23 protein-coding genes are annotated in these 24612 nt (G+C 57.0%); 13 read left to right on the forward strand and 10 right to left on the reverse strand.

Annotated elements, in window-relative coordinates; translation table 11 throughout:
- Position 1: 1 nt before the first annotated feature.
- Positions 2-742, reverse strand: a complete 741-nt coding sequence (locus tag GWA01_RS01620) for a response regulator transcription factor (protein WP_146793371.1) — start codon at positions 740-742, stop codon at positions 2-4.
- 195 nt (positions 743-937) lie between these two features.
- Here GWA01_RS01620 and fliI point away from each other — a divergent pair, with 195 nt between their 5' ends.
- Both fliI and GWA01_RS01630 read left to right on the forward strand, forming a co-directional pair.
- Positions 938-2278 carry a flagellar protein export ATPase FliI gene (gene fliI / locus GWA01_RS01625; protein ID WP_146793373.1) on the forward strand — a complete coding sequence of 447 codons (1341 nt, stop codon included), beginning with the start codon at positions 938-940 and terminating at the stop codon, positions 2276-2278.
- A 20-nt stretch (positions 2279-2298) separates the two neighbouring features.
- Positions 2299-2724, forward strand: a complete 426-nt coding sequence (locus GWA01_RS01630) for a flagellar export protein FliJ (protein ID WP_146793375.1) — start codon at positions 2299-2301, stop codon at positions 2722-2724.
- On the opposite strand, the gene GWA01_RS01635 is transcribed toward GWA01_RS01630, so the two are convergent.
- Genes GWA01_RS01635 through GWA01_RS01645 form a run of 3 tightly spaced genes read right to left on the reverse strand, consistent with a single transcriptional unit; the run spans position 2706 to position 4908 of the window.
- Positions 2706-3131 carry a hypothetical protein gene (locus GWA01_RS01635; protein ID WP_146793377.1) on the reverse strand — a complete coding sequence of 142 codons (426 nt, stop codon included), beginning with the start codon at positions 3129-3131 and terminating at the stop codon, positions 2706-2708. The genes GWA01_RS01630 and GWA01_RS01635 overlap by 19 nt on opposite strands.
- A 14-nt stretch (positions 3132-3145) precedes the next feature.
- Complete coding sequence (locus tag GWA01_RS01640) at positions 3146-3664, reverse strand: hypothetical protein (RefSeq protein WP_228118282.1); 519 nt, start codon at positions 3662-3664, stop codon at positions 3146-3148.
- Positions 3661-4908 (reverse strand): aminopeptidase, encoded by a 1248-nt coding sequence (locus GWA01_RS01645; RefSeq protein ID WP_146793381.1) that lies wholly within the window; start codon positions 4906-4908, stop codon positions 3661-3663. Before GWA01_RS01645 ends, GWA01_RS01640 begins: the two co-directional genes overlap by 4 nt.
- A 135-nt stretch (positions 4909-5043) precedes the next feature.
- On the opposite strand from GWA01_RS01645, the gene GWA01_RS01650 reads away from it, so the two are divergent.
- Positions 5044-5841 (forward strand): glycosyltransferase family A protein, encoded by a 798-nt coding sequence (locus GWA01_RS01650; protein ID WP_146793383.1) that lies wholly within the window; start codon positions 5044-5046, stop codon positions 5839-5841.
- 19 nt (positions 5842-5860) lie between these two features.
- On the opposite strand, the gene GWA01_RS01655 is transcribed toward GWA01_RS01650, so the two are convergent.
- The 4 genes from GWA01_RS01655 to GWA01_RS01670 form a co-directional block, all read right to left on the reverse strand.
- On the reverse strand, positions 5861-6145 hold the full coding sequence (locus GWA01_RS01655) for a hypothetical protein (protein ID WP_146793385.1): 285 nt from the start codon (positions 6143-6145) through the stop codon (positions 5861-5863).
- Between the two features lie 150 nt (positions 6146-6295).
- Positions 6296-7357 (reverse strand): histidinol-phosphate transaminase, encoded by a 1062-nt coding sequence (hisC, locus tag GWA01_RS01660; protein WP_146793387.1) that lies wholly within the window; start codon positions 7355-7357, stop codon positions 6296-6298.
- Positions 7354-7869, reverse strand: coding sequence for an ankyrin repeat domain-containing protein (locus tag GWA01_RS01665; protein WP_146793389.1), 516 nt, complete (start codon positions 7867-7869; stop codon positions 7354-7356). The genes hisC and GWA01_RS01665 overlap by 4 nt, the downstream gene beginning before the upstream one ends.
- Positions 7870-7893: 24 nt before the next feature.
- A complete protein-coding gene (locus tag GWA01_RS01670) occupies positions 7894-8916 on the reverse strand; it encodes an MBL fold metallo-hydrolase (protein WP_146793391.1) in 1023 nt (340 codons plus the stop codon).
- 117 nt (positions 8917-9033) lie between these two features.
- On the opposite strand from GWA01_RS01670, the gene tkt reads away from it, so the two are divergent.
- From tkt to aldA, 10 genes are all read left to right on the forward strand, one after another.
- Positions 9034-11091, forward strand: a complete 2058-nt coding sequence (gene tkt / locus GWA01_RS01675) for a transketolase (protein WP_146793393.1) — start codon at positions 9034-9036, stop codon at positions 11089-11091.
- Between the two features lie 11 nt (positions 11092-11102).
- Positions 11103-13973, forward strand: a complete 2871-nt coding sequence (locus GWA01_RS01680; RefSeq protein ID WP_146793395.1) for a bifunctional transaldolase/phosoglucose isomerase — start codon at positions 11103-11105, stop codon at positions 13971-13973.
- 3 nt (positions 13974-13976) lie between these two features.
- Positions 13977-14972 carry a phosphogluconate dehydrogenase (NAD(+)-dependent, decarboxylating) gene (gene gnd, locus GWA01_RS01685; protein ID WP_146793397.1) on the forward strand — a complete coding sequence of 332 codons (996 nt, stop codon included), beginning with the start codon at positions 13977-13979 and terminating at the stop codon, positions 14970-14972.
- 79 nt (positions 14973-15051) lie between these two features.
- The gene (locus GWA01_RS01690; RefSeq protein ID WP_146793399.1) at positions 15052-15912 is read left to right on the forward strand and encodes a Cof-type HAD-IIB family hydrolase; all 861 of its coding nucleotides are present in this window, start codon (positions 15052-15054) and stop codon (positions 15910-15912) included.
- Positions 15909-16649, forward strand: coding sequence for a 6-phosphogluconolactonase (pgl, locus tag GWA01_RS01695; RefSeq protein WP_146793401.1), 741 nt, complete (start codon positions 15909-15911; stop codon positions 16647-16649). Before GWA01_RS01690 ends, pgl begins: the two co-directional genes overlap by 4 nt.
- 2 nt (positions 16650-16651) lie before the next feature.
- Entirely contained in the window at positions 16652-17332 is a 681-nt protein-coding gene (rpiA, locus tag GWA01_RS01700; protein WP_146795406.1) for a ribose-5-phosphate isomerase RpiA, read from the forward strand.
- Positions 17320-17880 carry a gluconokinase gene (locus tag GWA01_RS01705; RefSeq protein ID WP_146793403.1) on the forward strand — a complete coding sequence of 187 codons (561 nt, stop codon included), beginning with the start codon at positions 17320-17322 and terminating at the stop codon, positions 17878-17880. Before rpiA ends, GWA01_RS01705 begins: the two co-directional genes overlap by 13 nt.
- A gap of 1 nt (position 17881) precedes the next feature.
- The gene (locus tag GWA01_RS01710) at positions 17882-18355 is read left to right on the forward strand and encodes a YaiI/YqxD family protein (protein WP_186819422.1); all 474 of its coding nucleotides are present in this window, start codon (positions 17882-17884) and stop codon (positions 18353-18355) included.
- Between the two features lie 93 nt (positions 18356-18448).
- Entirely contained in the window at positions 18449-19315 is an 867-nt protein-coding gene (locus GWA01_RS01715) for a LysR family transcriptional regulator (protein WP_146793405.1), read from the forward strand.
- A 146-nt stretch (positions 19316-19461) separates the two neighbouring features.
- On the forward strand, positions 19462-20904 hold the full coding sequence (aldA, locus tag GWA01_RS01720) for an aldehyde dehydrogenase (protein WP_146793407.1): 1443 nt from the start codon (positions 19462-19464) through the stop codon (positions 20902-20904).
- A 140-nt stretch (positions 20905-21044) separates the two neighbouring features.
- Here the strand turns inward: aldA and GWA01_RS01725 are convergent, their stop codons facing one another.
- Together GWA01_RS01725 and GWA01_RS01730 are read right to left on the reverse strand one after the other, a co-directional pair.
- A complete protein-coding gene (locus GWA01_RS01725; protein ID WP_146793409.1) occupies positions 21045-22151 on the reverse strand; it encodes a glycerophosphodiester phosphodiesterase family protein in 1107 nt (368 codons plus the stop codon).
- Positions 22152-22162: 11 nt separating this feature from the next.
- The gene (locus GWA01_RS01730; protein WP_146793411.1) at positions 22163-24553 is read right to left on the reverse strand and encodes a TonB-dependent receptor; all 2391 of its coding nucleotides are present in this window, start codon (positions 24551-24553) and stop codon (positions 22163-22165) included.
- Between the last annotated feature and the right edge of the window lie 59 nt (positions 24554-24612).

A 24612-nucleotide genomic window follows, 5' to 3' on the forward strand; every position in this document is an offset into this window, starting at 1 on the left:
CTTAGGCTACAACTTCAGTTGCAGCTTCTTCTTTGAGGCGAGTGGCTGGTACTGGGGCATCTGTCCGGGAGTTTTCATCGCGCATGATGTAGCCACGGCCCCAGACTGTCGCGATCAGGTCACTTGCACCCACTGCCTGAAGTTTGCGGCGAAGCTTGCAGATAAAGACGTCAATGATCTTCATCTCTGGCTCGTCGATGCCACCATAAAGATGATTGAGGAATGCGTCCTTCGTCAGGACAGCGCCCTTACGAAGGACCAGAAGCTCAAGGATTGCGTATTCCTTGCCGGTCAGGTGCAGGGGCTTGCCATGGACTGTGACGTTTTTGCCGTTCAGATCCAGTTCAAGCGCACCCACCTGGAGGCGAGGCTCAGAGAAACCGCGTGAACGACGCATCAGAGCCTGAGAGCGGGCAATCAATTCTCCGCTGTCGTATGGCTTGGTCATATAGTCATCTGCACCAGCCGAGAACGCGCTGATCTTTGCCTGTGGGCGAACGAGCCCGGACAGAACAAGGATTGGTGTGGAGATGCGTGCGAGGCGTGCACGACGAATGACTTCGTAGCCTTCGATGTCATTCAGAATTAATTCCAGAATGACAAGGTCATAATCATAGTGACGAAGCATTTCGACCGCTTCTTCACCCGATGCCGTGTGGTCCACGGTAAAGGATGCTGTGCGCAGCGTCTGAGTGAGGCTGGCTGCGGAATTCAGATCGCTTTCAACGAGAAGGATACGCACTTTACAACTCCCGGCTTGGTGAACCAATAGTTACTACCTAAGGTTGTTGGTGTCGATATATATAAACCGAAAATCGTAAAAAAATCGTCACAGCGGTGATTTTATTGGTTCTTTAGGTTTTTATTAACCATCCTCGCGTAGGGTTCAGATGTTGAGAAAGCCTTGGAAACTGCCACATAAACGGGAGTAAGCGACATGGGGAGCACGATCTATGATGAGTTCCTCCGGGTTGTATCCTCGGTTGCGGTTGATGGGGCCATTGGCAGCGTTCAGGATGTTAACGGTCTCTGTATGACCGTTTGTGGCCTTGATGGGCTCCTGTCGATCGGTGATAGAATCGCTGTTGCAACGCGTTCTGGAAAATTTATACAATCAGAGGTTGTTGGTTTCGAAGGCGGCCGCGCGAGGGTGATGGCCTTCGGTCCGCTGGATGGTATCGGTCCCGGGTGTGAGGCAAGAATTCGTCTTTCATCCCGCGGAACTGGTATTCCCGTAAATGAACACTGGCTTGGGCGCGTGGTCGACCCGCTCGGCAACCCTATAGATGAGAAGGGCCCTCTTTCGCGCTCAACTCATCTTCAGCCGTTGCGTGTTGCCCCTCCGAATGCGGCCTCCAGATCCAGATTGGGGCCGCGTCTTGATCTGGGCGTTCGAGCACTCGATGCATTCACAACCTGTCGGAAAGGACAGCGGTTGGGGCTGTTTGCAGGGTCTGGCGTGGGAAAATCGACCCTATTGTCCATGCTGGCCAAGGGAGCTGGCTGTGACGTGGCAGTCATTGCTCTCGTCGGGGAGCGTGGTCGTGAAGTCCGTGAATTCATCGAAGACGACCTCGGCCCCGAGGGTATGGCACGGAGTGTCGTTGTGATCGCGACATCTGATGCGCCGCCGCTGATGCGTCGTGAGGCAGCCGTTTCTGCGATGAGTATTGCCGAGTATTTTCGTGATCAAGGGAAGTCGGTTCTGTTGCTCATGGACAGTGTCACACGATACTGCATGGCGTTGCGTGAGATTGGCCTTTCAGCCGGTGAGCCCCCAGCAACGCGTGGCTACCCGCCATCAGTGTTTGCAGAGCTGCCCCGCCTTCTGGAGCGCGCTGGACCGGGTGCGGCTGATCAGGGGATGATTACGGCACTTTTCACTGTTCTGGTGGAGGGTGATGATCATAACGAGCCGGTTGCAGACGCAGTGCGTGGTATTCTGGACGGCCATATCGTTCTGGATCGGCGTATCGGAGAGCAGGGGCGGTATCCGGCAATTGATGTCCTGAGATCGCTTTCGCGTGCCGTTCCGGGATGTAACAGTACAAATGAAAATGCTCTGACACGCCGCGCACGAGCGGTCATGGCAACGTATGAGCGCATGGCGGACATGATCCGGCTGGGTGCTTACAAGAATGGCACGGAGCGCGATGTGGATGAGGCAATTCGCCTTATGCCCGCACTTGAGCGCTTCCTCGCGCAGGAACGCGATGAGCGTTCGACGTGTGCACAGGCGTTCAGCCAACTTTCCGATATCATGAAAATGGCTCTCTGAGCCTTGGGAGTTTTTGAGCCATGAGAGCAACACCTCTCGATACGCTGCTTACTTTGCGCAAGCATGAACTTCAGGCAGTCGAGCGCACATTCAGCGAAGCATTAAGCCAGGAGGCTGACGCAGCGGCCGAGGTTGCCCGGGCAGAACGCCATCTGATTGAAGAGCAGAAAATGGCGTCTGATCCACTGGCGGATGATGGTGCGGTTGAAGCCTTCAGTCGCTGGCTTCCTGTTGGTCGCGCCGCCATCAATTCAGCGCGCCACAATGAAAAGAATGCCGGGCTGGCACGAGAGATTGCGAAATCCGCTCTTATGATGGCCCGGGCCGCCGTTGAGACAGTCGAGACATTGCAAAAAAAACGCAGGGCGGAGGAGGATGCCGCAGCCCTGCGACGTGAACAGAATGTGCTGGACGAGGTGGGTGCCCGTCAGAGTGGTGGCAATTGATCGCCCTGCCGTAAGATCTGGGAAAGCTGGGCCGCTGTTCCTATTAACGCGCAGGCGACGGGGTGCTCGGTATCGCGGACAAAGGCGAGAACGAGTGTTGGGTCGCTTGCGAACAGATCACTTTCAAGGTTGAAAACAGGGCTGTTACGCCTGTCGGACACGGCAGCTTCCGCCGCATGCGCAAGGATGCGCCCTGCTGCACGTTCTAGTGCAGGCAGGACGATTTCATGAGGCTTTTCGCTGTCTTTGGCATACAGCGACACCAGTTCTTCCCATCCATCGCGCGTCACGAACGCAGGGACGCCGTCTGATGGTGTCTTGCGTTCTGCACGCAGGATTGTACCCGACTGAGCTAAGCCCACGACATCGATAACAGGCAGGGTGTTTGGGTCAAGTGAAACAGACATGAATGTGCAAGGTCTCAGTGCGGAGGGTTGCCCATGGCCTGCATAAGAGCGTTGACCTGTTCGGGGTGAGCCTGAAACAGGGCAACATTTGCAGGGTTGGGAGAAGGGAGGCCTGCGGGGAGCTGGCCGTTGCTGGCGGCGATGGTCATTCCAAATGCGGTCATGCCCATCACGAAGCTTTCAGGTGTGAAGCCATGTTCACGCAGGATGGGCTCCAGACCAGAGATACGTGTCATCTGGTGGATAGTGGCTTCCAGACTCATGCCCTGAGAGCTTGGGGGCTGAATGCCGTTCTGGCTCAGTTCCCCGAGTGTCGCAGAGGCGCGGTTCATGAAATCTGCAGGAAGCGGATACTGCATGGCACGCGTGATGTCTGCACGCACTTGAGGGGGCATTTGGGCTGCGCTGTTGCCAGGTTGCCCGTCCACTTCTGTTTGGCTTTGTACGCCTTGTGCGCAGGCCGTCGAGATAGAAAGCGGAAAGGCAGAGGCGAGCAGGAGGGCACAGAGCCCGCCTGTAATGTTTCTGATCATGCTGTCACCCATTCGCCGGCACGCATCAGGGGCGTGCGGCTTCCATCCTTAAGGCCGTCCAGATTGATTTTGTCCGAGCCGATCATCCAGTCAATGTGAATGAGGGAATCGTTTGCACCGCGTTCGATCAGTTGTTCCGGAGACTGGCCTTCAATGTCGAAAAGGCATTTTGTGTAGGCCTGTCCAAGGGCGATATGGCTGGAGGCATTCTCGTCAAAGAGCGTGTTGCGATACAGAATTCCGCTGCTGGAAATCGGTGAGCCGTGTGGGACAAGGGCGACCTCGCCGATGCGTCGTGCACCTTCATCGGTATCCAGAATGCGCCCCAGGACATCCTGCCCCTTGCTTGCATGTGCTTCGACGATCCGCCCACCTTCGAAGCGAACTGCGATGTTATCAATCAGGGAACCCTGATGGAACAGCGGTTTCGTACTGCAAACCGTGCCTTCAACGCGAAGGCGATGAGGGGTTGTGAAGATCTCTTCCGTCGGGATGTTGGGATTACAGATAATGCCGTTACCAGCCTTTTCCGAACCGCCCGCCCAGGCATGGCCATCTGCCAGACCCACTGTCAGATCGGTGCCAGGGCCTGCAAAATGCAGGGCATCAAACCGGCTGTCATTCATGAGTTTGGCGCGGGCGTGCAGGGCCGCGTTATGGGCTGTCCAGTCTGCGACGGGATCGGCGACATCAACGCGTGATGCCTTGAAAATACCGTTCCAGAGCGCTTTGAGCGCCTCATCGGGTGCCAGATCAGGGAAAACCTGTGCGGCCCATGCCGGTGTGGCGCAGGCCACAATATTCCAGTTCACGGCAAATTGCGTGATGAGTTCCATGGCGGGGCGGTTGGCCTTGGAACTAGCACGGTTGGCACGTGAAATGCGCTCTGGGCTCTGATCGCGCAGCAGGGTCGGGTTTGAGCCTGTGATCGCCATGCGGGCCGCGCCCTCACGGAAGGCGCGGGCGACACCGTCGGCCATCCATACGGGCGCAGTGTCGAAGGCATCGTCCGGAGCGTGCTGAAAGCGCGCGAGCGTTGTTTCGTCGTCTGAATAGAATGTTGTGACCAGCGATGCGCCAGCTTTGTAGGCGTGTTCTGTAATGCGGCGCACGAGTGCCACTGCGTCCAGCGGTGCTGTGATGAGAACCTGCTGGCCATGGGCTACATTCAGGCCAATCCGGACAGCGACTTCACCGAGCCGATCGAGAAGCTGTTCATGCGACAACGTAGGGGAAGAGGGCACGTCGGACTCTTTCTCAGTGATAAATTCCCTCCAATCGTGGGGGTTGCCGCGCAGAAGCGCAAGGCGCGGGCGTTATGGTGGATGCGATGGCGCTGTGGCAGTGACAGAGTGCTGATGTGAAACTAGATTTCGCCTATGCAGCCTGGACTTCATATTTTTGGCGATGATGGCGTGCCTGGTCAGCGGCCGTTTGATGTGGCGGTGGTCATGCCCACCCTGTTGAGACCATCCATTTTCCATGCGTTGCGTTCTGTGTTCGCGCAAATTGGCGATCTCCGTGTGCAGGTGATGATCGGGTTGGATCAGCCTCCTCCCGAGCAGGCAGAGCAGCTTCTGAAGGCTGCGTTGCAGACGCGGCCTTCCGGCTGGTGTGTGCATGTATTGTGGCCGGGATATTCAACATCCCAGCGTCATGGGGGCTTTGGTAAAGCGAAGGATGGCGGCGTGTTGCGGTCTGTATTGAGCCAGCTCTCCAATGCATCGCGTATTGCTTATCTGGATGATGACAATTGGTGGGCGCCTGAGCATCTCTCGGGGTTGCTGGGCGCGATTGAAGGGCATGACTGGGCGTGGTCAGGGCGCTGGTTCATGCATCCGCGGACGCTCAAGCCCATCTGTCCCGATATCTGGGAGTCTGCGGGTCCGGGGGAGGGAATTTTTTCAGAGCGGTTTGGGGGATTCGTGGATCCAAACTGTCTGATGATTGACCGTTGCCGCGTGCCTCAGGTGCTGGATCTCTGGAACCGGCCACTTGAGGATGATCCGACGCAGATGACGGCAGACAGGACTGTATTTGCGGCACTGAAGGCGCTGGATGGGCGGCCTAGCGGGAAATATTCCACATTTTATGTGATGCGCGAAACAGACGGGATGCATCCGGTGCGTCTGAATGTCATGGGGCAGAAATGGGAGGAAGCCGGGCGTCATGCATGATGCCCGGTTCCAGCTCCGTTCAGATGGAGCGGCGTGGTGGCGTCCGGCGGGGATTGTTCGGGCGCTCGGATTTTGATGGCTGACGCGCCTTGTCTTCGATGCGTGCTGCCTTGTCGCGGGCGCTGGCGCGGAGTTCTGTCTCCAGTTCGCGGATGCGGCGCTGGATGCTCTCCTTCAGTGCGGGCGATGTGTGCGACTTCATCGTGGAGAGGGTCTCCTTGAGGTCGCGAAGCTGCTTTTCTTTTTCCGCCTGATTGCGGCGGATCGGCTGGTTGTCCGAGAGTTGTCCGTGAAATGCGCGCATGACTCTGTTTCAGTCTTTCAACATGAAGCTTCATGACAACGAATGGGCCTCCCGCACGTATGCGGGACGGACGCAGAGACTGCGCCCGTGTGGCCCTTGATCATCATGAGTATGATGGCGGCTAACCGCCAGGGTTCAAATGATTCCGGATCAGCTTGAGAGGATGGTCTGTAGCGTCTTGATCAGTCGGTTACAGGCTTCGTCAGTGCCGATCGTGATGCGCAGCCAGTCTTGGATGCGCGGGGTAGAAAGATGCCGGACCAGAATCGAACGCTCGCGCAATGCTGCGGCAAGGGATCCGGCCGGGTGCGCTGGGTGACGCACGAGAACGAAGTTGGCACAGGATGGCAGGACTTGGAAGCCGAGATTTTCCAGTTCCGGCACAAGCCTGTCACGACTTTGCATGACGCGGCGCGTGATGGCTTCCAGCCACTCCCTATCTTCGATGGCGGCAATAGCTCCCTGCTGCGCCGGGCGGGAGAGCGGGTAGGAGTTGAAGCTGTCCTTCACGCGGATCAAGCCTTCGATCAACTCTGGTGAGCCGATGGCAAAACCCACGCGCAGGCCTGCAAGTGCATAGGATTTGGAGAGAGTCTGGACAACGAGGAGGTTGTCATAGCGATGCGTCAGGTCGATGGCGGAGTCTGCGCCGAAGTCAACATAGGCTTCATCAATGACGACGGTCCGATCAGGGTGCCGTTTCAGAACGCTTTCGATGGCGTCCAGCGAGAGGGCGATGCCGGTATTGGCATTAGGGTTTGCAATCGCAATGCCGCCACAGGGGCCTTCATAGGCATCAATGTCGATCTCGAATTTATCGTTTAGAGGGATGTGTCGGTATGGTTGATCGAACAGGCCGCAATAAACGGGATAAAAGCCGTATGTGACGTCCGAGAAGAGAAGTGGGGCGTCATTGTGGAACAATGCGCGAAAGGTATGTGCCAGCACTTCGTCGGAACCATTTCCGACGAACACGCGCTCCGGACTGGTTCCGAATCGGGTGGCGATGGTCTCGCGAAGGGCTTGTGCCGTAGGATCGGGATACAGGCGTAGGCTGTCTTCTGCCGAATCCTTTATGGCTTCCAGTACTTTTGGGCTGGGGCCGTAGGGAGACTCGTTGGTGTTGAGCTTCAGAAGGTCTGCGAGTCGGGGCTGCTCTCCCGGGATGTAGGGGTGAAGGCCGTGGACGCGGCTGTTCCAGAAACGGCTCATGCCTCTTTGCTTTCCGCGAAAAGTCCCGTGAGGAGCTGACGCTGGGCCAGATCACGCGATGTTGTGCCGTCCGCGTCTTCGAGATCCGGATTGGCGCCTGAGGCCAGAAGCTGGCGGGCCATGTCTTCGCGGCCGAACATGATGGCAAACATCAGCGGCGTACGGCCTGCATGATTGGCATGATCGACGTTCGCACCCTTTTCGATGAGGAGCGCTGCAATGTCCTGCAAGCCCTTGAAAGCCACGCCTGACAGCGCGGTTGCGCCTTTCAGATCCGTGGCTTCTGGATTCGCCCCGCGATCGAGCAGCAGGCGGGCGGCTTCGATATGACCGTTATAGGTTGCCACGATCAGGGCAGTGTAGCCGCGGCTGTCTGCGGCATCGGGCGTCATGCCCGCGTCGAGGAACTGTGTCAGGAGGTCCGTGTCGCCCTCTCGGGCGGCATCGATGAACAGGGCAGTGATCTGTTCGGGAGTGAAATTGATGTTCGGTGTGCTCATGACGGCTTCCACGCAGGGACAATCAGTCTGGTCAGACTAGCGGCTTGTGCGCGGGGGAGGAAGCGTCCGGCTTTCGCCATTGTCCAGCACTTCAAAACGGCCGGCATGATGATGCATCGCAATCTTCAGTCTTCCAGCGGGTTCAAGAATGCCCTCATCGGTTAACTGGAACGTGTTGAAATGTATGCCAATCGCGTTGTTCGTACCCAGAGCCTCGAAAGTTTTTACCGCCTCTTCCGGGCACATATGCACACGGCGCATCAGGTCTCGGGGGGCATAGGCGCCGATCGGGATCAGGGCGAGATCCGGCACGCCACAGCGCTGGCGGATGACATCGAAGTGCTTTCCCCAAGCCGTATCGCCTGCGAAAAACACGCGATGGTCATCGGCTTCGATCATGAAGCTGCCCCAGAGCGCGCGGTTGCTGTCGAAAGGTGTGCGTGCGCTACCGTGGAGCGCCGGTGTTGCAGTGATGCAGGCCCCGTCAACATTCAGGCTTTCCCACCAGTCCAGCTCAACGATGCGTGGCAGACCTGCTTTTTCGAGGTGGCGCCTGTTTCCTAGGAAGGAGATGCATAGTGGATCATCCCTGCCTGCGAGGTGCCTGAGCGTCGGTAAGTCCAGGTGATCATAGTGGCAATGTGACACCAGGATAATGTCGATCGGGGGCAGATCGTTCAGGGGCAGCCCGGGTTCGCGAACGCGCTTTGGCCCCATGTTGCGGAAGGGAGAGCAGCGCTCCGAAAAGATCGGATCAGTAATGATCCTCAGTGGCTGACGCTCCTTTCGGCCGAACTGCAAGAGCACGGTTGCGTGATTAATGAACGTTGCCACGCACTCTCCAGGCTTAGGGGAGGGGAGCGGGTACATCGCGGTCGGGGGAAGGGCGTCTGGCCAGCGCGGACGAAGGCCCATTTGCCAGCGAAAGATGTTGCGGGCGCGTTCAGGCGCAGTTTTCGGGGATAAATGCTCGTCTGGCCTGTAGCAGGGCGGGTTGAAAAAGCGTTCTCCGTTGAAGTGCGCGTCTGCGCTTTCGAGCAAAAGATCGTGTTCACTCATATGGTTTGTCCTGTCAGGCATTGCGTCCGGCGCGACTTCGGGTCATGCCGTGGCAGAGAACTTCGAGGTCATTTTCGCGTCTTACCTCGATCGTCACAAGCCGGAGACACTTTTCCGATGAGTAAGCTTCCCGAGCTCGGTATTAATACCATCCGCACTCTGTCCATGGACGCCGTCGAGCGTGCAAATTCCGGGCATCCCGGAACGGCCATGGCACTGGCCCCGGCCATGTACGCCCTTTGGCAGCACGATCTGAATTACGATCCTGCCGATCCCCTCTGGCCTGCACGTGATCGCTTCGTGCTGTCAGTCGGCCATGCTTCCATGCTGCTGTATTCGACAATCTTCCTCACCGGTATCCGTGATATTCAGGACGGCAAGGTTGTGGATCGTCCCGCACTGACCGTCGAGGATCTGACGCAGTTCCGCCAGCTGGACTCGCGGACACCGGGTCATCCGGAATATCGCTTCACGGCGGGCGTCGAGACCACCACCGGTCCGCTTGGGCAGGGTTGCGGTAACTCCGTCGGTATGGCGATGGCCGAGAAATGGCTGGCCGCGCGCTATAACCGCCCTGGCTTCCAGCTGTTCGACTACCATGTGACGGTGTTCTGTGGTGACGGCGACATGATGGAAGGCGTTGCTTCTGAAGCAGCTTCCACGGCTGGCCATCTTGGACTTGGCAATCTGACCTGGGTCTATGACTCGAACCAGATTTCCATCGAAGGTTCCACGGACCTTGCTCTGACGGAAAATGTTGGCAAGCGCTTTGAGGCGTATGGCTGGCACGTTCAGACACTGACCGATGGTAATGATGTCGAAGCCATTCTCGGTGCGCTCCGTGCAGCCAAGGCTGTTACCGATCGTCCGAGCTTGATCGTGCTCAAGACCGTCATCGGCTATGGCGCGCCAAAGAAGGCTGGTACGGCGTCAGCGCATGGCGAGCCTCTCGGTGGGGAAGAAATCAAGGGTGCAAAGGCCGCTTATGGTTGGCCTGCAGATGCCCCTGCATTCTTCGTACCTGAAGGGGTATCGGAGCATTTTGCTGAAGGTATCGGCAAGCGTGGTGCAGCAGCCAGCGCGCAGTGGCGCGAGTTGTTCTCTGCATACCGTGATGCTCATCCTGAGCTGGCAGCCGAGCTGGACTGTATCTTTGAGAACCGCCTGCCTGCGGACTGGGATAAGGACATTCCGGTATTCCCAGCAGACGCCAAGGGCATTGCTTCCCGCCAGAGCTCCGGACAGGTGCTCAACGCCGTTGCCAAGAACCTGCCATGGATGATCGGTGGTTCTGCTGATCTGACGCCGTCCACGAAGACGGACATCAAAGGTGGCGGGTCTTTTCAGCCAGAGCGCTGGGGTGGCACCTACGGAGGCCGCAACATCCATTTCGGTGTGCGCGAGCACGCGATGGGTTCCATCTGTAACGGTATCGCGCTGGCAGGCCTGCGCGCTTACGGTTCCGGCTTCCTGATCTTCTCGGATTACATGAAGGCCCCGATCCGTCTGTCGGCCATTATGGAGCTTCCGGTACTCTACGTCTTCACCCATGACTCCATCGGTGTTGGCGAAGATGGCCCGACCCATCAGCCGATTGAGCAGCTTGCGCAGCTTCGCGCCACGCCGGGTATCATGACGATCCGTCCGTCCGATGCGAACGAAGTGGCCGAAGCATGGCGCGTTCTCGTGCCGCTGACGCACAAGCCTGCGGTGCTGGTGCTCAGCCGCCAGAATCTGCCCACGATCGATCGTACGAAGTATGCACCGGTCTCCGGGCTGGCTCGTGGGGCTTATGTTCTGGCCAGCTGTGAAGGTAAGCCAGATGTGATCCTGATGGCTTCGGGCTCTGAAGTGTCTCTGGTTGTGGATGCTTATGAGAAGCTCACAGCAGAGGGAATCAAGGCGCGCGTGGTCTCTTTCCCAAGCTTCGACCTCTTTGAAGAGCAGGATCAGGCTTATCGCGATTCCGTGCTTCCGCCGGACGTGATTGGACGTGTCGCTGTGGAACAGGCAGCAGCATTCGGGTGGGACCGTTACGTTGGTCTTGGTGGCTCGATTATCGCCATGAATTCTTTTGGCGCATCGGCACCGCTGGCAGCACTGCTCACGAAGTTCGGCTTTACGCCTGAAGCAGTTTATGGCGCGGCGAAGCAGCAGGCTTCACGCGGCAAGTAAGGAGAGTAAACGTGGCAGACACGATCTCTAAAACCGGGCTTAACGAGGTTGGCAGCGCTCTGCGCGGCCTCGAAAAATTCGGTCAATCACCCTGGCTGGATTTCATTCAGCGCAGCTTCACGGAAAACGGCAGCCTCAAGAAGCTGGTGGAGGAGGACGGCCTACGGGGCGTCACTTCCAACCCGGCCATTTTCGAGAAGGCGATCGGTCACGGGACGGAATATGATCCCGCGATCCGGACTCTTCTCGATCGTGAGCCGCTTTCAGCAGGCGCGCTCTACGAGCAGCTCGCAATTGATGACATCCGTGCAGCCTGCGGTGTTCTGCGTCCGGTCTTCGATGAAACGAAGGGACTGGACGGTTATGTGAGCCTTGAGGTTTCGCCGTACCTCGCATTCGATGCGAAGGGTACGATTGCTGAGGCCCGCCGTCTGTGGAAAGCAGTCGAGCGCCAGAACCTCATGATCAAGATCCCGGGGACGCCCGAGGGCACGGGTGCGGTTCGCGAAGCAATCGCGGATGGCATCAGCGTCAACGTGACGCTTCTGTTCTCTCTCGACGCGTACAAGGGCGTTCTGGAAGCATATATTTCCGGCCTGGAAGACCGCGCGTCCAAGGGTGAGGACATCTCTCGCATCTCCAGCGTTGCATCGTTCTTCGTCAGTCGTATCGATGGCAAGATTGATGGCGAAATTGATCGTCGTCTTTCCGAAAATCATGCTGACAGCGCTGCTCTCAAGGCTCTCCGTGGCAAGGTCGCCATCGCGAATGCGAAGGTTGCCTACCAGCATTACCTTGAGGTCAAAAAGAGTGCGCGCTGGCAGGCTCTTGCCGCCAAGGGTGCAAACCCGCAGCGTCTGCTGTGGGCCAGCACAGGCACCAAGGACAAGGCTTATTCCGATGTCCTTTATGTCGAGGAACTGATTGGTCCGGAGACGGTCAACACCATTCCGCCAGCAACGTTCGACGCGTTCCGTGATCACGGCAAGCTTCGTGCGAGCCTTGAAGAAAACGTTGAGGATGCGGTTCATGTGATGGCAGAGGCCAAGCGCCTCGGTCTTGATCTGGATGGCGTGACGGCAAAGCTCGTCAAGGATGGCTGTGAGGCATTCTCGGAATCCTTCGACACACTTCTTGGTGCAGTGGAGGCCAAGCGGGAAGCTGTCCTGGGAAAGCGTTTACTGAGCGTCTCCGCTGACCTTCCGTCTGATCTTAAGGACGCTGTCGCAGGTGCGACGAAGGAGTGGAGCCGCAGCGGAAAGGTTCGCCGCATCTGGGCGCGCGATGCTTCCGTGTGGACGAATGGTCCCGAAGCTGACTGGCTTGCATGGCTGACGATCGTACAGGATCGGCTGGCTCATATTGACGAGCTTGAAGTTTTCGCCCGTGAAGCGCGGTCTCGTGGGTACTCGGACATCCTGCTACTTGGCATGGGTGGTTCGAGCCTCGGGCCTGAGGTTCTGGCAGAAACATTTGGCAAGGCTGCAGGCTGGCCAACGCTTCATGTTCTCGACAGCACCGACCCGCAGCAGGTCAAGACGCTTGAGAAAGCGATTGATCCGGCAAAAACGCTGTTCATCGTTGCGAGCAAATCCGGTGGTACGCTTGAGCCGAACATCATGTTCGCGCATTTCTGGGCTGTAGCCGAGAAAGCTCTTGGAAAGGCACCTGGCGAGAATTTTGTCGCCATTACCGATCCTGGCTCGAACATGCAGAAGGTTGCAGAGGGCAAGGGGTTCTGGCGCATCTTCTACGGTAATCCGAAGATTGGTGGCCGCTACTCGGTTCTCTCGAATTTCGGGCTGGTTCCAGCTGCTGCAAGTGGCATCGACGTTCGTGCGTTTCTCCAGAGCACGCTGCTCATGGTTGAATCATGCGACGGTGGTGCTCCAGCAGCAGTCAATCCGGGCACGCAGCTCGGCCTGATCCTGGGCGTTGCTGGAAAGACCTTTGGGCGTGACAAGGTAACAATCGTTGCTTCCAAGGGTATTGCATCTCTTGGTGCATGGCTTGAGCAGCTGATTGCTGAGAGCACCGGCAAGATCGGCAAGGGGTTGATCCCCATTGACGAAGAGACGCTTGGCGCGCCGGAAGTTTACGGCAAAGACCGTGTTTTCGTTGATCTGCGTCTTGGCAGTGATGCTGCTGATTCCAGACTTGCTGCCCTGCGTGCAGCGGGGGCTCCGGTTGTAACAGTAACGCTTCCTGAGGCTATTCAGATCGGGCAGGCGTTCTTCCTGTTTGAATTTGCAACAGCAGTTGTCGGGTCGGTTCTGGAAATCGATCCGTTTGATCAGCCGGATGTCGAATTCAGCAAAGTCGAAACACGCAAGCTGACGGACGCGTACGCTGAAAGTGGCACGTTGCCGCCGGAAGCTCCGTTTGCGACAGACGGTGCTCTGTCTTTCTATGCTGATGCGAAAAATACGGCGGCCTTGGGCAAGGGGGACGCGGTCTCCATCCTGAAGGCGCATTTTGATCGTGTTGGCCCGGGCGATTATGTTGGTCTGCTTGCCTATATCGAGCGTGATCCGCAGACCCGGGAATGGGCGCAGTCTGTTCGTCTCGCGTTGCGTGATGCGTTGCACGTTGCTACGGCAGCCCAGTTCGGACCCCGGTTCCTGCATTCGACAGGCCAGGCCTACAAGGGCGGACCCGATAGCGGTGTGTTCCTGCAGGTGACGGCTCAGGATGCGGCAGATGTGCCGGTTCCTGGTGCAGCATACAGCTTCGGTGTCGTGAAGGCAGCGCAGGCTCGGGGTGATTTTGAAGTGCTTGCGGCGCGTGGTCGCCGTGCGCTGCGGGTGCATATCACGGGTTCGCTTCAGGACGGTCTGAAGACGCTATCCGATGCAATCCTTGCAGCTCTAAAGGGAGAGTAAGGCATGCGTATCGGTATCGTTGGACTGGGACGAATGGGCGGCAACATCGCCATTCGTCTTACCCGTCATGGTCATGACGTCGTAGTGCATGACCGTTCGGCTGATGTGACGGTCAAAATCGCAGGTCGTTGTGAGGAAAACCGGGCGCAGGCTGTTGCGAGCGTTGCTGAAATGGCAACGGCCCTCGAGGGTGGCCGCCGCATTGTCTGGGTTATGCTTCCGGCAGGCGCCATCACCGAGGCTTGTATTCAGGAGCTTAAAACGCTCCTGAGCGAAGGTGATATCGTTATTGATGGTGGCAACAGCTACTACAAGGACGATATGCGTCGTGCGGAAGAATTGCGTGAGCACGGCATTTCCTATGTGGATGTCGGTACGTCAGGCGGAGTGTGGGGCCTCGATCGCGGTTACTGCATGATGTACGGCGGTACCAAGGATGCAACGGATCATATTGATCCGATCCTTGCTGCCTTGGCACCTGGAGCCGGTGACGTTGTGCGTACTCCCAACCGCGACGGATCAAACCTCGATCCGCGGGCGGAGCAGGGTTATCTGCATTGTGGTCCGGCAGGCTCGGGCCATTTTGTAAAAATGGTCCATAACGGGATTGAGTACGGCATGATGCAGGCCTTCGCTGAAGGCTTTGACATCATGAAGAGCAAGAACTCGCCTGTTCTGGCCGAGAAAGAGCGCTTTGATCTCAACATGGCCGATATCGCCGAAGTCTGGCGTCGCGGCAGTGTTGTGTCGTCCTGGCTGCTGGATCTGACAGCAGAGGCACTTGCGAAGTCCGGGGAACTCTCGGAATTCTCGGGTGAGGTGTCTGATTCCGGTGAAGGTCGCTGGACGATCGAGGCCGCGATTGAGGAAGATGTGCCTGCTCCGGTTATGACGGCTGCGCTGTTTACGCGCTTCCGTTCACGTTCGGGCAATAATTTCGCCGAGAAAATCCTTTCGGCGCAGCGTTTCGGCTTCGGCGGTCACGTCGAGAAAAAATAAAAGACAGCCTGAGAGTGGTATTCGGGGGCATGACCAGTATGGTTGTGCCCCCTCCCGGAGCTGACCGACAAGGACAATTATGTCTGTTGATCTCGACGCCATACACGCTGGCCTTCCTGCTGTGACCGATACTGTGCGCCTTGTCGTTTCCGATATGGATGGCACCATCCTGACGCCGCACAAGGAACTTGCTCCGTCAACGCTTCAGGCTGTGAAGGCCCTGCAGGAAGCAGGCATCACGCTTTGTCTTGCGAGTGCGCGTCCGCCAGCCAGCATGCTTCCCTATGTTCGCAAGCTCGGGCTTGCCAGCCAGAATGCCGGTTTTAATGGCGGCATTATTTTTGCACCTGATGGCACGTTCAGCGTCAACCGTGTTCTTCCCCGCGATGCAGTGAAAATCATGTGTGACATGCTGCATGTGCACAAGGTCGAAACATGGCTCCTGACCGGCGAGGAATGGCTTGTTAAAGACGCGGCCACTCCTTTTGTCGAGCATGAGCGCAGGCATACGGGTCTTGTCCCACGTCAGGTAGACAATCTTTACGATCATTTCGAAGGTGTCGGAAAGGTCATGGGGATCAGCACGGACTATGACCTTGTTGAGCGTATGGAAACCGAAATCGGTGTCATGCTCAAGGGGGAGGCGAGTGTGCGTCGTTCAAACGAAAGCATGCTTGATATAACGCCGGTGCTTGCGAACAAAGGCGAAGCACTGAGGGCGCTGTCTGATCTTTATGGTGTGCGTCCTGAAGAGACGGCGTGCATTGGGGATGCGCCAAACGATCTTTCCATGTTTGCAGTTTCGGGGCTGAGCATTGCGATGGGTCAGGCAACTGATGACATCAAGGCCAACGCACAGTTCGTGACTGACACCAACGAGCGGAACGGTTGGGCTTCTGCCGTATCCCGCTTCATTCTGCCGAGGGCTCCCAAGAAATGACGACCGATATGAGACATGCCGTTGTGGAAACACTGCCTGATTCAGAGGCTGTGGCACTGCGGATGGCGGATCTCCTCATCAGGGGAGTTGAGGCCAAGACCGACGGCCCTTTCCGTGTCGCGTTGTCGGGGGGCTCGACGCCCAAAAGACTCTTTGAAATTCTCGCCAAGCCATCAGTTGCCAAGCTCCTGCCATGGGACCGGATTGAGATTTTCTACGGGGACGAACGCCACGTTCCTGAAACCCATGCCGATAGCAATCATGCCGTCAGTAACGCTGTGTTGATTTCGCAGGTGCCGATCCCGGCTGCGAATGTCCATCCGATGCCGACGTCTGCGACGGTCGCTGAAGATGCCATCAGTTACCAGCGGACGCTTCAGCAGGCATATGGTGCGACCATTTTGGAGCCGGGCCGCCCGCTCTTTGATCTGGTGATGCTGGGTCTTGGTACAGATGGCCATACCGCGTCGCTTTTTCCGGGTGAACCAGTGCTTTCGGAAAAGGATGCGTGGGTTTCCACGGCTGCCCCGAAAACTGCACCTCATGAGCGCGTCACGCTGACATATCCTGCGATCCATTCAAGCGCGCTTGTGGTCTTTTTGGTGACGGGTGCGAGCAAGGTTGAGATGCTGCGTCGTCTGCGGGAAGGGGATCCTTCGATCCCATCTGGCAATGTGACGAGTGAAGGTCGCATCATTATTCTTGCCGATCGTGCCGCGACCGGAGATGTCGCATGAGCATGGAAGCTTTCAAGAAAGCGGCGGCGCGTCGTGCAGCGGATATGGTCCAGTCTGGCATGGTTGTCGGGCTCGGGACGGGCAGCACCGCAAAGTATATGATTGAACGTCTGGGTGAGCGTATCACCGAGGGACTGGAAATCATGGGCATCCCGACTTCCGAAGACAGTGCGGAGAAGGCCCAGAAAGCGGGTATTCCCTTGACGGATTTCGCCACGCACAGGCGTCTTGATATTGCCATTGATGGTGCAGACGAAGTCGAACGCGGAACACTCAACCTCATCAAGGGGCTGGGAGGTGCGTTGACGCGCGAAAAAATCGTGGCGCAGGCTGCGAAGCGCTTTGTGGTGATTGTTGATGCCAGCAAGCCCGTGGATCATCTGGGTGAGCGAGCGCCGGTGCCTGTAGAGGTGTTGTCGTTTGGTTGGGAATGCACGGCGGATCGTCTGGCTTCTTATGGGGCACGAGGTGTGAAACCTCGCACGGACCGCGATGGTTCACTATTTGTCAGCGATAGTGGAAACATGATTCTGGACTGCCATTTTGGCCCAATCATGGATCCCGCCGCGCTTTCTGCGAAAATCGACGGTACGGCTGGTGTTGTAGCGCACGGCATATTTCTCAACATGGCGACCGAAGTTCTGGTTGCGACCGAACAGGAGATCGAGAGATGGGAACTTTAAATCCCGCGCAGGCGGTGACAGAAGATACAGCGGATATCGGCGTCAAGCCGCATTATCTTGTGGTCATGGGTGTTTCAGGAACCGGGAAAACAACGGTCGCTACAGGTGTAGCGACGCGTCTGGGCTGGAATTTCCAGGAAGGGGATGCCCTTCACCCGCAGAGCAACGTTGATAAAATGAGTGCGGGCAAGCCTTTGACCGATGAAGATCGGGCACCTTGGCTGGAGCTGTGCCGGGACTGGCTCCGTGAGCAGGTCAAACTGGGGAAGGGCGCGGTTCTGACGTGTTCTGCGCTCAAGCGTATTTATCGTGATACGCTTTCCAAGGGGCTCCCGGTCGAGTTTGTACATCTTCAGATATCCCCTGATGTGCTGACTGAGCGCATGAATCAGCGTTCGGGCCATTTCATGCCTCCAAGCCTGTTGCCTAGCCAGCTTGCGACACTTGAGGAGCCGGGGGACGATGAGCCTGTCATCCGGGTTTCTGGTGAAGCGCCGCCGCCACTTATTCTTGAAAAGCTGCTCTCCCGCCTTCGGGATAGAAAATAAAATGTCCGCCGTAATCCGGCTGCTCATTGATGGGGATGCATGCCCTGTCAAGGATGAAGCCTATCGTGTTGCTGGTCGCTACGGGTTGAAAACACTCGTTGTTGCCAACCGCTTCATGAATATTCCCCAGTCTCCGTTGATCGAACGTGTCATCGTGCCGGATGGTCCTGATGTTGCTGATGACTGGATCGTGGAGCAGGCTGGGCCTGCGGATATTGTCATTACGAGCGATATTCCTCTGGCCGTGCGAGCCCTCGACAAAGGGGCGAGTGTATTGCGCCCTAATGGAGAGGAAATTGACGAACGTTCTGCCGGAATGGTGTCTGCCATGCGTGATCTGATGCAGGGTCTGCGCGAGACAGGGGCTGTTACGACGTACAACGCGGCGTTCGGAAAGTCCGATCGCAGCCGGTTTCTTTCCGCTCTCGATACGCTCATTGTGCGAATCCGCAGGAAAGCTGCCTTGCAACGATAGATCCCCAGTTATTCGAGAAGCATCCACAGGGCCTTCCCCGGAGATGTTCCATGATTCTGGGGATAAGTTTTGCCGCCTCAGGAGATGTTCGGCATGAATCCCCTCCGACTGGCCCAGCTTCAGATGTTTTGCGCTGTAGTCGAAGAAGGGTCTGTGGTTGCAGCCTCCCGCAGACTTAACTGCGTGGCTTCCAACGTGACAACGCGCCTTCGGGAGCTTGAACAGCTTTTGGGGCAGGAATTGTTTTTGCGTGACAAGGGGCGCCTCAGCCTCACGCCTGAGGGGAGACTGTTCTACCAGAAGGCGTCTCCGCTGGTGATCAGTGCACAGGGGCTGACGGATTTCTTCTCTGACGCTTCGCCAAAAGGTGTGCTGGTTGTAGCAGCGCTTGACGTGGCGCTTCAGGGGTATCTGGCCCGGCGCGTTCCATCCTTTATCGCGGCTTATCCGGGGGTGGAGCTAAAATTACTCCTCAGGCCTACTTACACGGTTGAGCGGATGCTGACGGATGGCGAGATTGATCTAGGCCTTACGGACGGACCGATCAGCCATCCGATGATTGGAAGCCTGCCAGCGTTTCAGGAGCGTCTCGCGCTTGTCGTGCCCAAAGGGGTGACCGAGCGGGGACTGATTGGATTGCATGTATTCCTGTTCAATACGGATTGTTTTTACAGGCGGTATTTCGAGACATGGCTTGAGGGGCAGGGCCTGAGTGCCCCCCTGATTCATACTGTAGAGTCCTACGATGTCATTCTCGGATGTGTTCGCGCCGGGCTGGGAATGTCGTGTTTTCCGCAAAGCATTGTTGAGGGTTTGTCTGCAGAACAACGACAGGGCGTTGAGGTGTTGTATCCCGAGGATCTACGGGGCAGCGAAGTCTGTTTTATTTGGCGCGAACCTGGGCTGAGTGATCTAGGGCGCCGGTTTGTTCAGCATATCGATGAAGATACAGGCTCATAATAAGTGAGCTTTGGGCTTATTTATCATTACTTTTCATTAGCCCATTAAAGGACCACCCTTCTGTTCATCAACTGAACTGAATGGTCTTTCATGCGTCTGGAAAGCTTCAGTGCATGTGATGCCGGACAGTATGACAGGAGTTTTGCATGACGACGAAGCATGATCTTTTTATCGATGGTCGCTGGGTCGCACCCGTGGGCAAGGAATGGATTGACGTCGAGAATCCGGCCACTGGCGAGATTGTCGGTCAGGTGGCGAAAGGAGACAAGGAGGACGTCGATCGCGCCGTCGCTGCTGCTAAGGGGGCTTTTGCAGCGTGGAAGAACAGAACCGCGATTGAAAGAGCGGACTATGTTCATGCCCTGAAAGATTTGCTGAAGCGCGACAAGGAAAAGCTCGCGGCAATCATCACATCTGAAATGGGAAAGCCTCTCAAGGAGGCGCGGGTAGAGGTTGATTTTGCGATCGGGCTTCTGCGGTTTGCTGCGGAGAATACGCTGCGTCTTCAAGGGGAGATCATCCCTGGCAGCACCTCAGAAGAAAAAATCCTTATTGATCGTGTTCCTCATGGTGTTGTGGGAGCGATTGCTGCTTGGAATTTCCCGCTTGCGCTTTGTGCCCGGAAAATTGGTCCGGCTATTGCGGCGGGCAATACCATTGTGGTCAAGCCGCATGAGTTGACGCCTCTTGCTGCGATTCATCTCGCAAAGCTGGTGGAAGAAGCAAAAATTCCACGTGGCGTTGTGAATGTCGTGACGGGCGATGGAAAAGACGTTGGCGTACCGATTGTAGCGCACAAGGATATTCGCCTGATTACGATGACCGGCTCTACGCCCGCAGGTAAAAAGATCATGGCGGCAGCAGCGGAAACGCTGAAGGAAGTCCGGCTGGAACTGGGCGGCAAGGCGCCGTTCATCGTCATGGAGGATGCGGATATTGAAAAAGCAGCCGAGGCCGCTGTGGTGTCGCGCTTCATGAATACTGGACAGGTCTGCACCTGTAACGAGCGTACCTATATCCATGAGGCTGTTTATGACGCCTTTGTCGCCAAGGTGCGCCAGAAGATTGAAGCCCTGAAGGTCGGCCTGCCTACGGATCCGCAAACCGATATGGGCCCCAAGGTCAGTCTACCTGAACTGGAGAAGGTTCATGAGATTGTCGAGCATGCGATCAAGCAGGGAGCGAAACTGGAACTCGGTGGCAAGCGTCTGACTGGTGGAGTGTATGACAAAGGCTATTATTATGCACCCACCCTACTGACGGAGGTTCAGCAGGATATGGACATTGCACATGATGAGGTCTTCGGGCCTGTCATGTCGCTGATCAAGGTGCGGGATTTCGATCAGGCACTCGCCTGGGCAAATGACTGCCGATATGGCTTGTCCGCTTATCTGTTTACCCATGATCTGGGGCGCATCCTGCGCATGACCCGCGAGCTCGAATTTGGCGAGGTTTACGTCAATCGGGGCGGGGGTGAAGCGCCGCAGGGCTTCCATCACGGTTATGGTGAGAGTGGCCTTGGAGGCGAGGACGGACAGCATGGTCTGGAGGCCTATGTCCAGACAAAGACCATCTATCTGAACGCCTGATAACCGGGGCAGCCTCATTTCGATGGGGCTGCCCTTTTTTTATGAGGAACCAATCTTGGCATCATGGACGAAGATGCCGGGGATTATGATGCTCTGCTGTTATCGGGCGGGGTCGGCTCTTTGGATCGGCTGAATAGGTGTTAGTCGAGGCTGTCCACAGCCTTGCGGCCCAGAGCAGGGTCATCGGTGAAGAAGCCGTCCAGGCCGAGATCCAGATAGCGGCGGATCTCGGCGATCATGCCTGCGGGGTTGCGGGCAGTGGGGCCTGCGTCATTACGAAGTTGGGCGGGCAGGAAGCAGTTTTCGGGGCGTGCCGTGTAGGAATGCACAAGTAGTCCGGCCTTGTGAGCATCACTGACCAGTGTTGAGGGCTCAAGCCAGGCGCCTTTGGCATCACGCGGGATCAGGTCCGTGTTTGACGGGCCGATCACATCTGCATAGCGACGAATTTCAGTGAGGCCATCCCGCGTCATCAGGTCGCCGAAAGTTGTCTTTTTTCCTGCGGCCAGAAGGTCGGGCGGAATCTGGTTACGCTCGCCCATCAGCAGCATCAGGCGTGCTTGCGGGTTGATATCCAGAATCTGTTTGCGGATGCGCCCCAGATTACCTGTCTCAAAAGACTGAACTTCTAGTGGTGCCTGGCGCGTGTATTCGTGGCTTGCGATGATCTTCAGGAACGTCGCTTCAGGGTCGTGGCCGAGGGCGTGAAAATGGGTGGAGTGCTTGAGTTCGGGCACCAGGCCGAAGGTTTTTCCACATGCCGCTGCTTCTGCCGCGACGATTTCGATGACTTCTTCGAAGGTCGGGATTGTGAAATGGTCGTCGTAGCGTGTGTTGTGTACGCGGATCGTGGAGAGACGTTCACGGGCGCGGAGGGTCTTGAGTTCGGCGAGCGTGAAATCCGTGGTGAACCAGCCGGTATCCTCCCGGCCATCGATCATCTGGGTGCGGCGACGGGAAGCAAATTCGGGGTGGTCTGCAACGTCGGTGGTACCAGCGATGTTGCTTTCGTGACGGACCACGAGGACGCCGTCCTTGGTCATTACCAGGTCGGGCTCAATGAAGTCCGCGCCATCGGCCATGGCGCGGGCATAGGACGCGAGTGTGTGTTCGGGGCGGAGGGCCGAAGCCCCCCGATGTGCGAACACGAGCGCCTTTGGAGCAAGAGAAGGCGCAGCTTTCGCCCTCAGGTGCAGGGCTGGGAGGGCCAGCGAAAGCAGGCCCAGTGTCTTGCGACGTGAGAGCATGAAAGTGCTCCTTACAGAGAGGCGTTGAGGCTCAGGAAGAACATGCGCGGTGCAATCGGGAAGGCAGAGAACTGACCTGCCGTCTGTGTCGCGTTGACGGTGGACCATCCACGTGCATTTGTCAGATTGGTGATGTTGCCCTGAACCTTCAGGCTGGAAATGTGCGGGATGTGATGGAATGTGTAGCCCGCATTCATGCTGAACAGCGCGTAGGGCGAGACTGACATGTCGTTTGTGTAGGTGGCGTAACGCTTGCCGATCACGTCTCCGACGAACTGGCCATAAGCATTGCCCCAGTTTGTGGTGAAGACAAATTTCTCAGACCATGCCGGCATGCCGACGACGTTCTTGCCTGCAGTGTGCACCACGGTCGTGCCGGTGCTGTAGTTATCGTTGTAGACTGACTTATTGTACGACAATGCGTTGTAAAATGAGAAGTGCTCGCCGAAATGCGTCGTGAACGAGAAGTCCATACCGTCTGTCGTCACTGAGCCAACGTTTGCGAGTGTCGTTGCGGCGCCAATGATAGAGGACAGGTTCTGGTTCGTGGCGACAGCCAGCAGGCGGTTCGAGAAGTGGACGTGATAATATTCGATCTGACCTTCAATGGCGGTCAGTGGGCCGAGATTGATCTGACGGTGTTCACGAAGACCTGTTTCATAGGTCCATGAAGATTCCGGCTTTCCGTTCTTCTTGAATTCTTCGAATGCTGCCTGACTCGTGGCGCCCCACGGGGTGGCGTTGCCGAAGCCTGCGTCCTGGAACGAGCGCATATTCTCCTGGATGTTGGCGAACCACTGCTCGTTGGGCGTGATGTTCCAGACTGCACCAAATGCAGGGAGGAATGGCTTGGCGGCAGCAATGGTTCCACCCGGAACGGTGATGGCCGTGGCAGGTGAGAGCGAACCCGGTTTTGCAGCGACTGGCAGCGTGCCATTCGTGTAGCTCAGCTCGGATTTGAAGCCACCCATGAGGGTGAAGTTCTTCGAGATCTTCCAGCTGTCCTGAAGGTGGGTCACGAACGTGTTGGTGTAGAAATTGTTCGTGTACTGGTCGATCAGGGCGTTTTGCTGGCGCTGGTAAGGAGTCGTGGGGTTATTGGCATCCAGTGGATACCAGCGACGGGCCTGCGTGTTGTTGTTGCGCTCGTACCAGCCACCGACTTCGATGGAATGATTTCCGAGATGTGCGCGCAGAGCGGTGATCAGGCCGCCGCGGTTATCCCAGTATTCGGTCGTACGTGTGGCGTAGCCCGAGCCACCGAAAACGTTGCTGAGGTTCTGGCCCGGAAAATATGCGCTGAAGAGTGTCGGCAGACCTGCGGCGCTGACTGGACCGGCAACCACGCCTTCACCAAGGTCATGGTGATAGTAGATTGAGTTGTCCCAGTGCAGGTTCGCATTGAAGTCATGCGTCCACTTTGAATAGGCAAGGAAATCTTCGCGCTGTGCTGCGGAGTAGTAGTTCCGGTAGTTCAGCGGGTTTGCCTTGTAGGAAGCCGAGTTCAGATAGGATTTCGCGTAATTGAAATCGGGGTAGGTGAACGGACGAACATAGATGCCCTGGCCCTGCGGGAGGGTTACGCTGTCTTCGTTGGGTTCAACCTTCTGGGACCAGTCGAAGAAGGTGGAGAAATGGTTGTGCTCGTCGTTATGCACGAACTTGGCATTGACCTGATATCCACCCTGATGGCCTGCAAAGTCCCATGCGCGGGCGTCCTGGCGGGAGAAGGAGGCATAGGCCGAATTGCCGTTGCCGAAATCACCCGTGTCGACGCGTGCGAACGTGCGGAACGTAGACCAACTGCCGAAGACCTGCTCGATCTGAGCGCCACGCTTGTGAAGCGGGTCCTGCGTTGTGAACTCGAGTGTTCCACCAAGATTGGACGTCGATGCTGTGCCCAGAGCGCCAGCACCGGATGAGACGGACGCCGAACCGATATTCTCGCTGATGGCTGCGCGCTGCGGGGACAGGCCGTTATAGTTTCCGTAAGCCTGATCACCCAGCGGAATGCCATCGAGCGTGAAGCCGAGCTGGTTTTGGTTAAATCCGTGAACGTAGAGCGAAGAATTCTGTTCGTTGTTGCCCCAGGGGTCGGAGTTGTTGAACACGACGCCGGGCAGAATTTCGAGCGCTTTCATCGGGTTTATGCCGGGAAGGATACGCTGCAGCTGAACGTGACCCAGAGTCTGCTCTGAACGGGTACGGCGCGCTGTGATGACAAGCTGTTCGCTTCCACCAGAGACGGCTTTTGCAGCGTGCTGTGCGCGGTGTGGACGCGTGTGCTTGGCGCTGTTCGGTGTGGTGGCTGCATGTGCGATCGGCAATGCAGCCACGAGTGCCAGAGGAGAGCAGAACAGGGACAGCAGCGTGAGGCGCGTGCGCTGCAGACGATGAGACATTTTTGAGGCTTCCCGAAACGAGGCGATGTCGAAACGGGGGGAACCTATGCTCAACTGAT

Origin of the sequence: Gluconobacter wancherniae NBRC 103581 (genome assembly GCF_007988885.1) — a bacterium.
In the GTDB taxonomy this organism is placed as follows: Bacteria; Pseudomonadota; Alphaproteobacteria; order Acetobacterales; family Acetobacteraceae; genus Gluconobacter; species Gluconobacter wancherniae.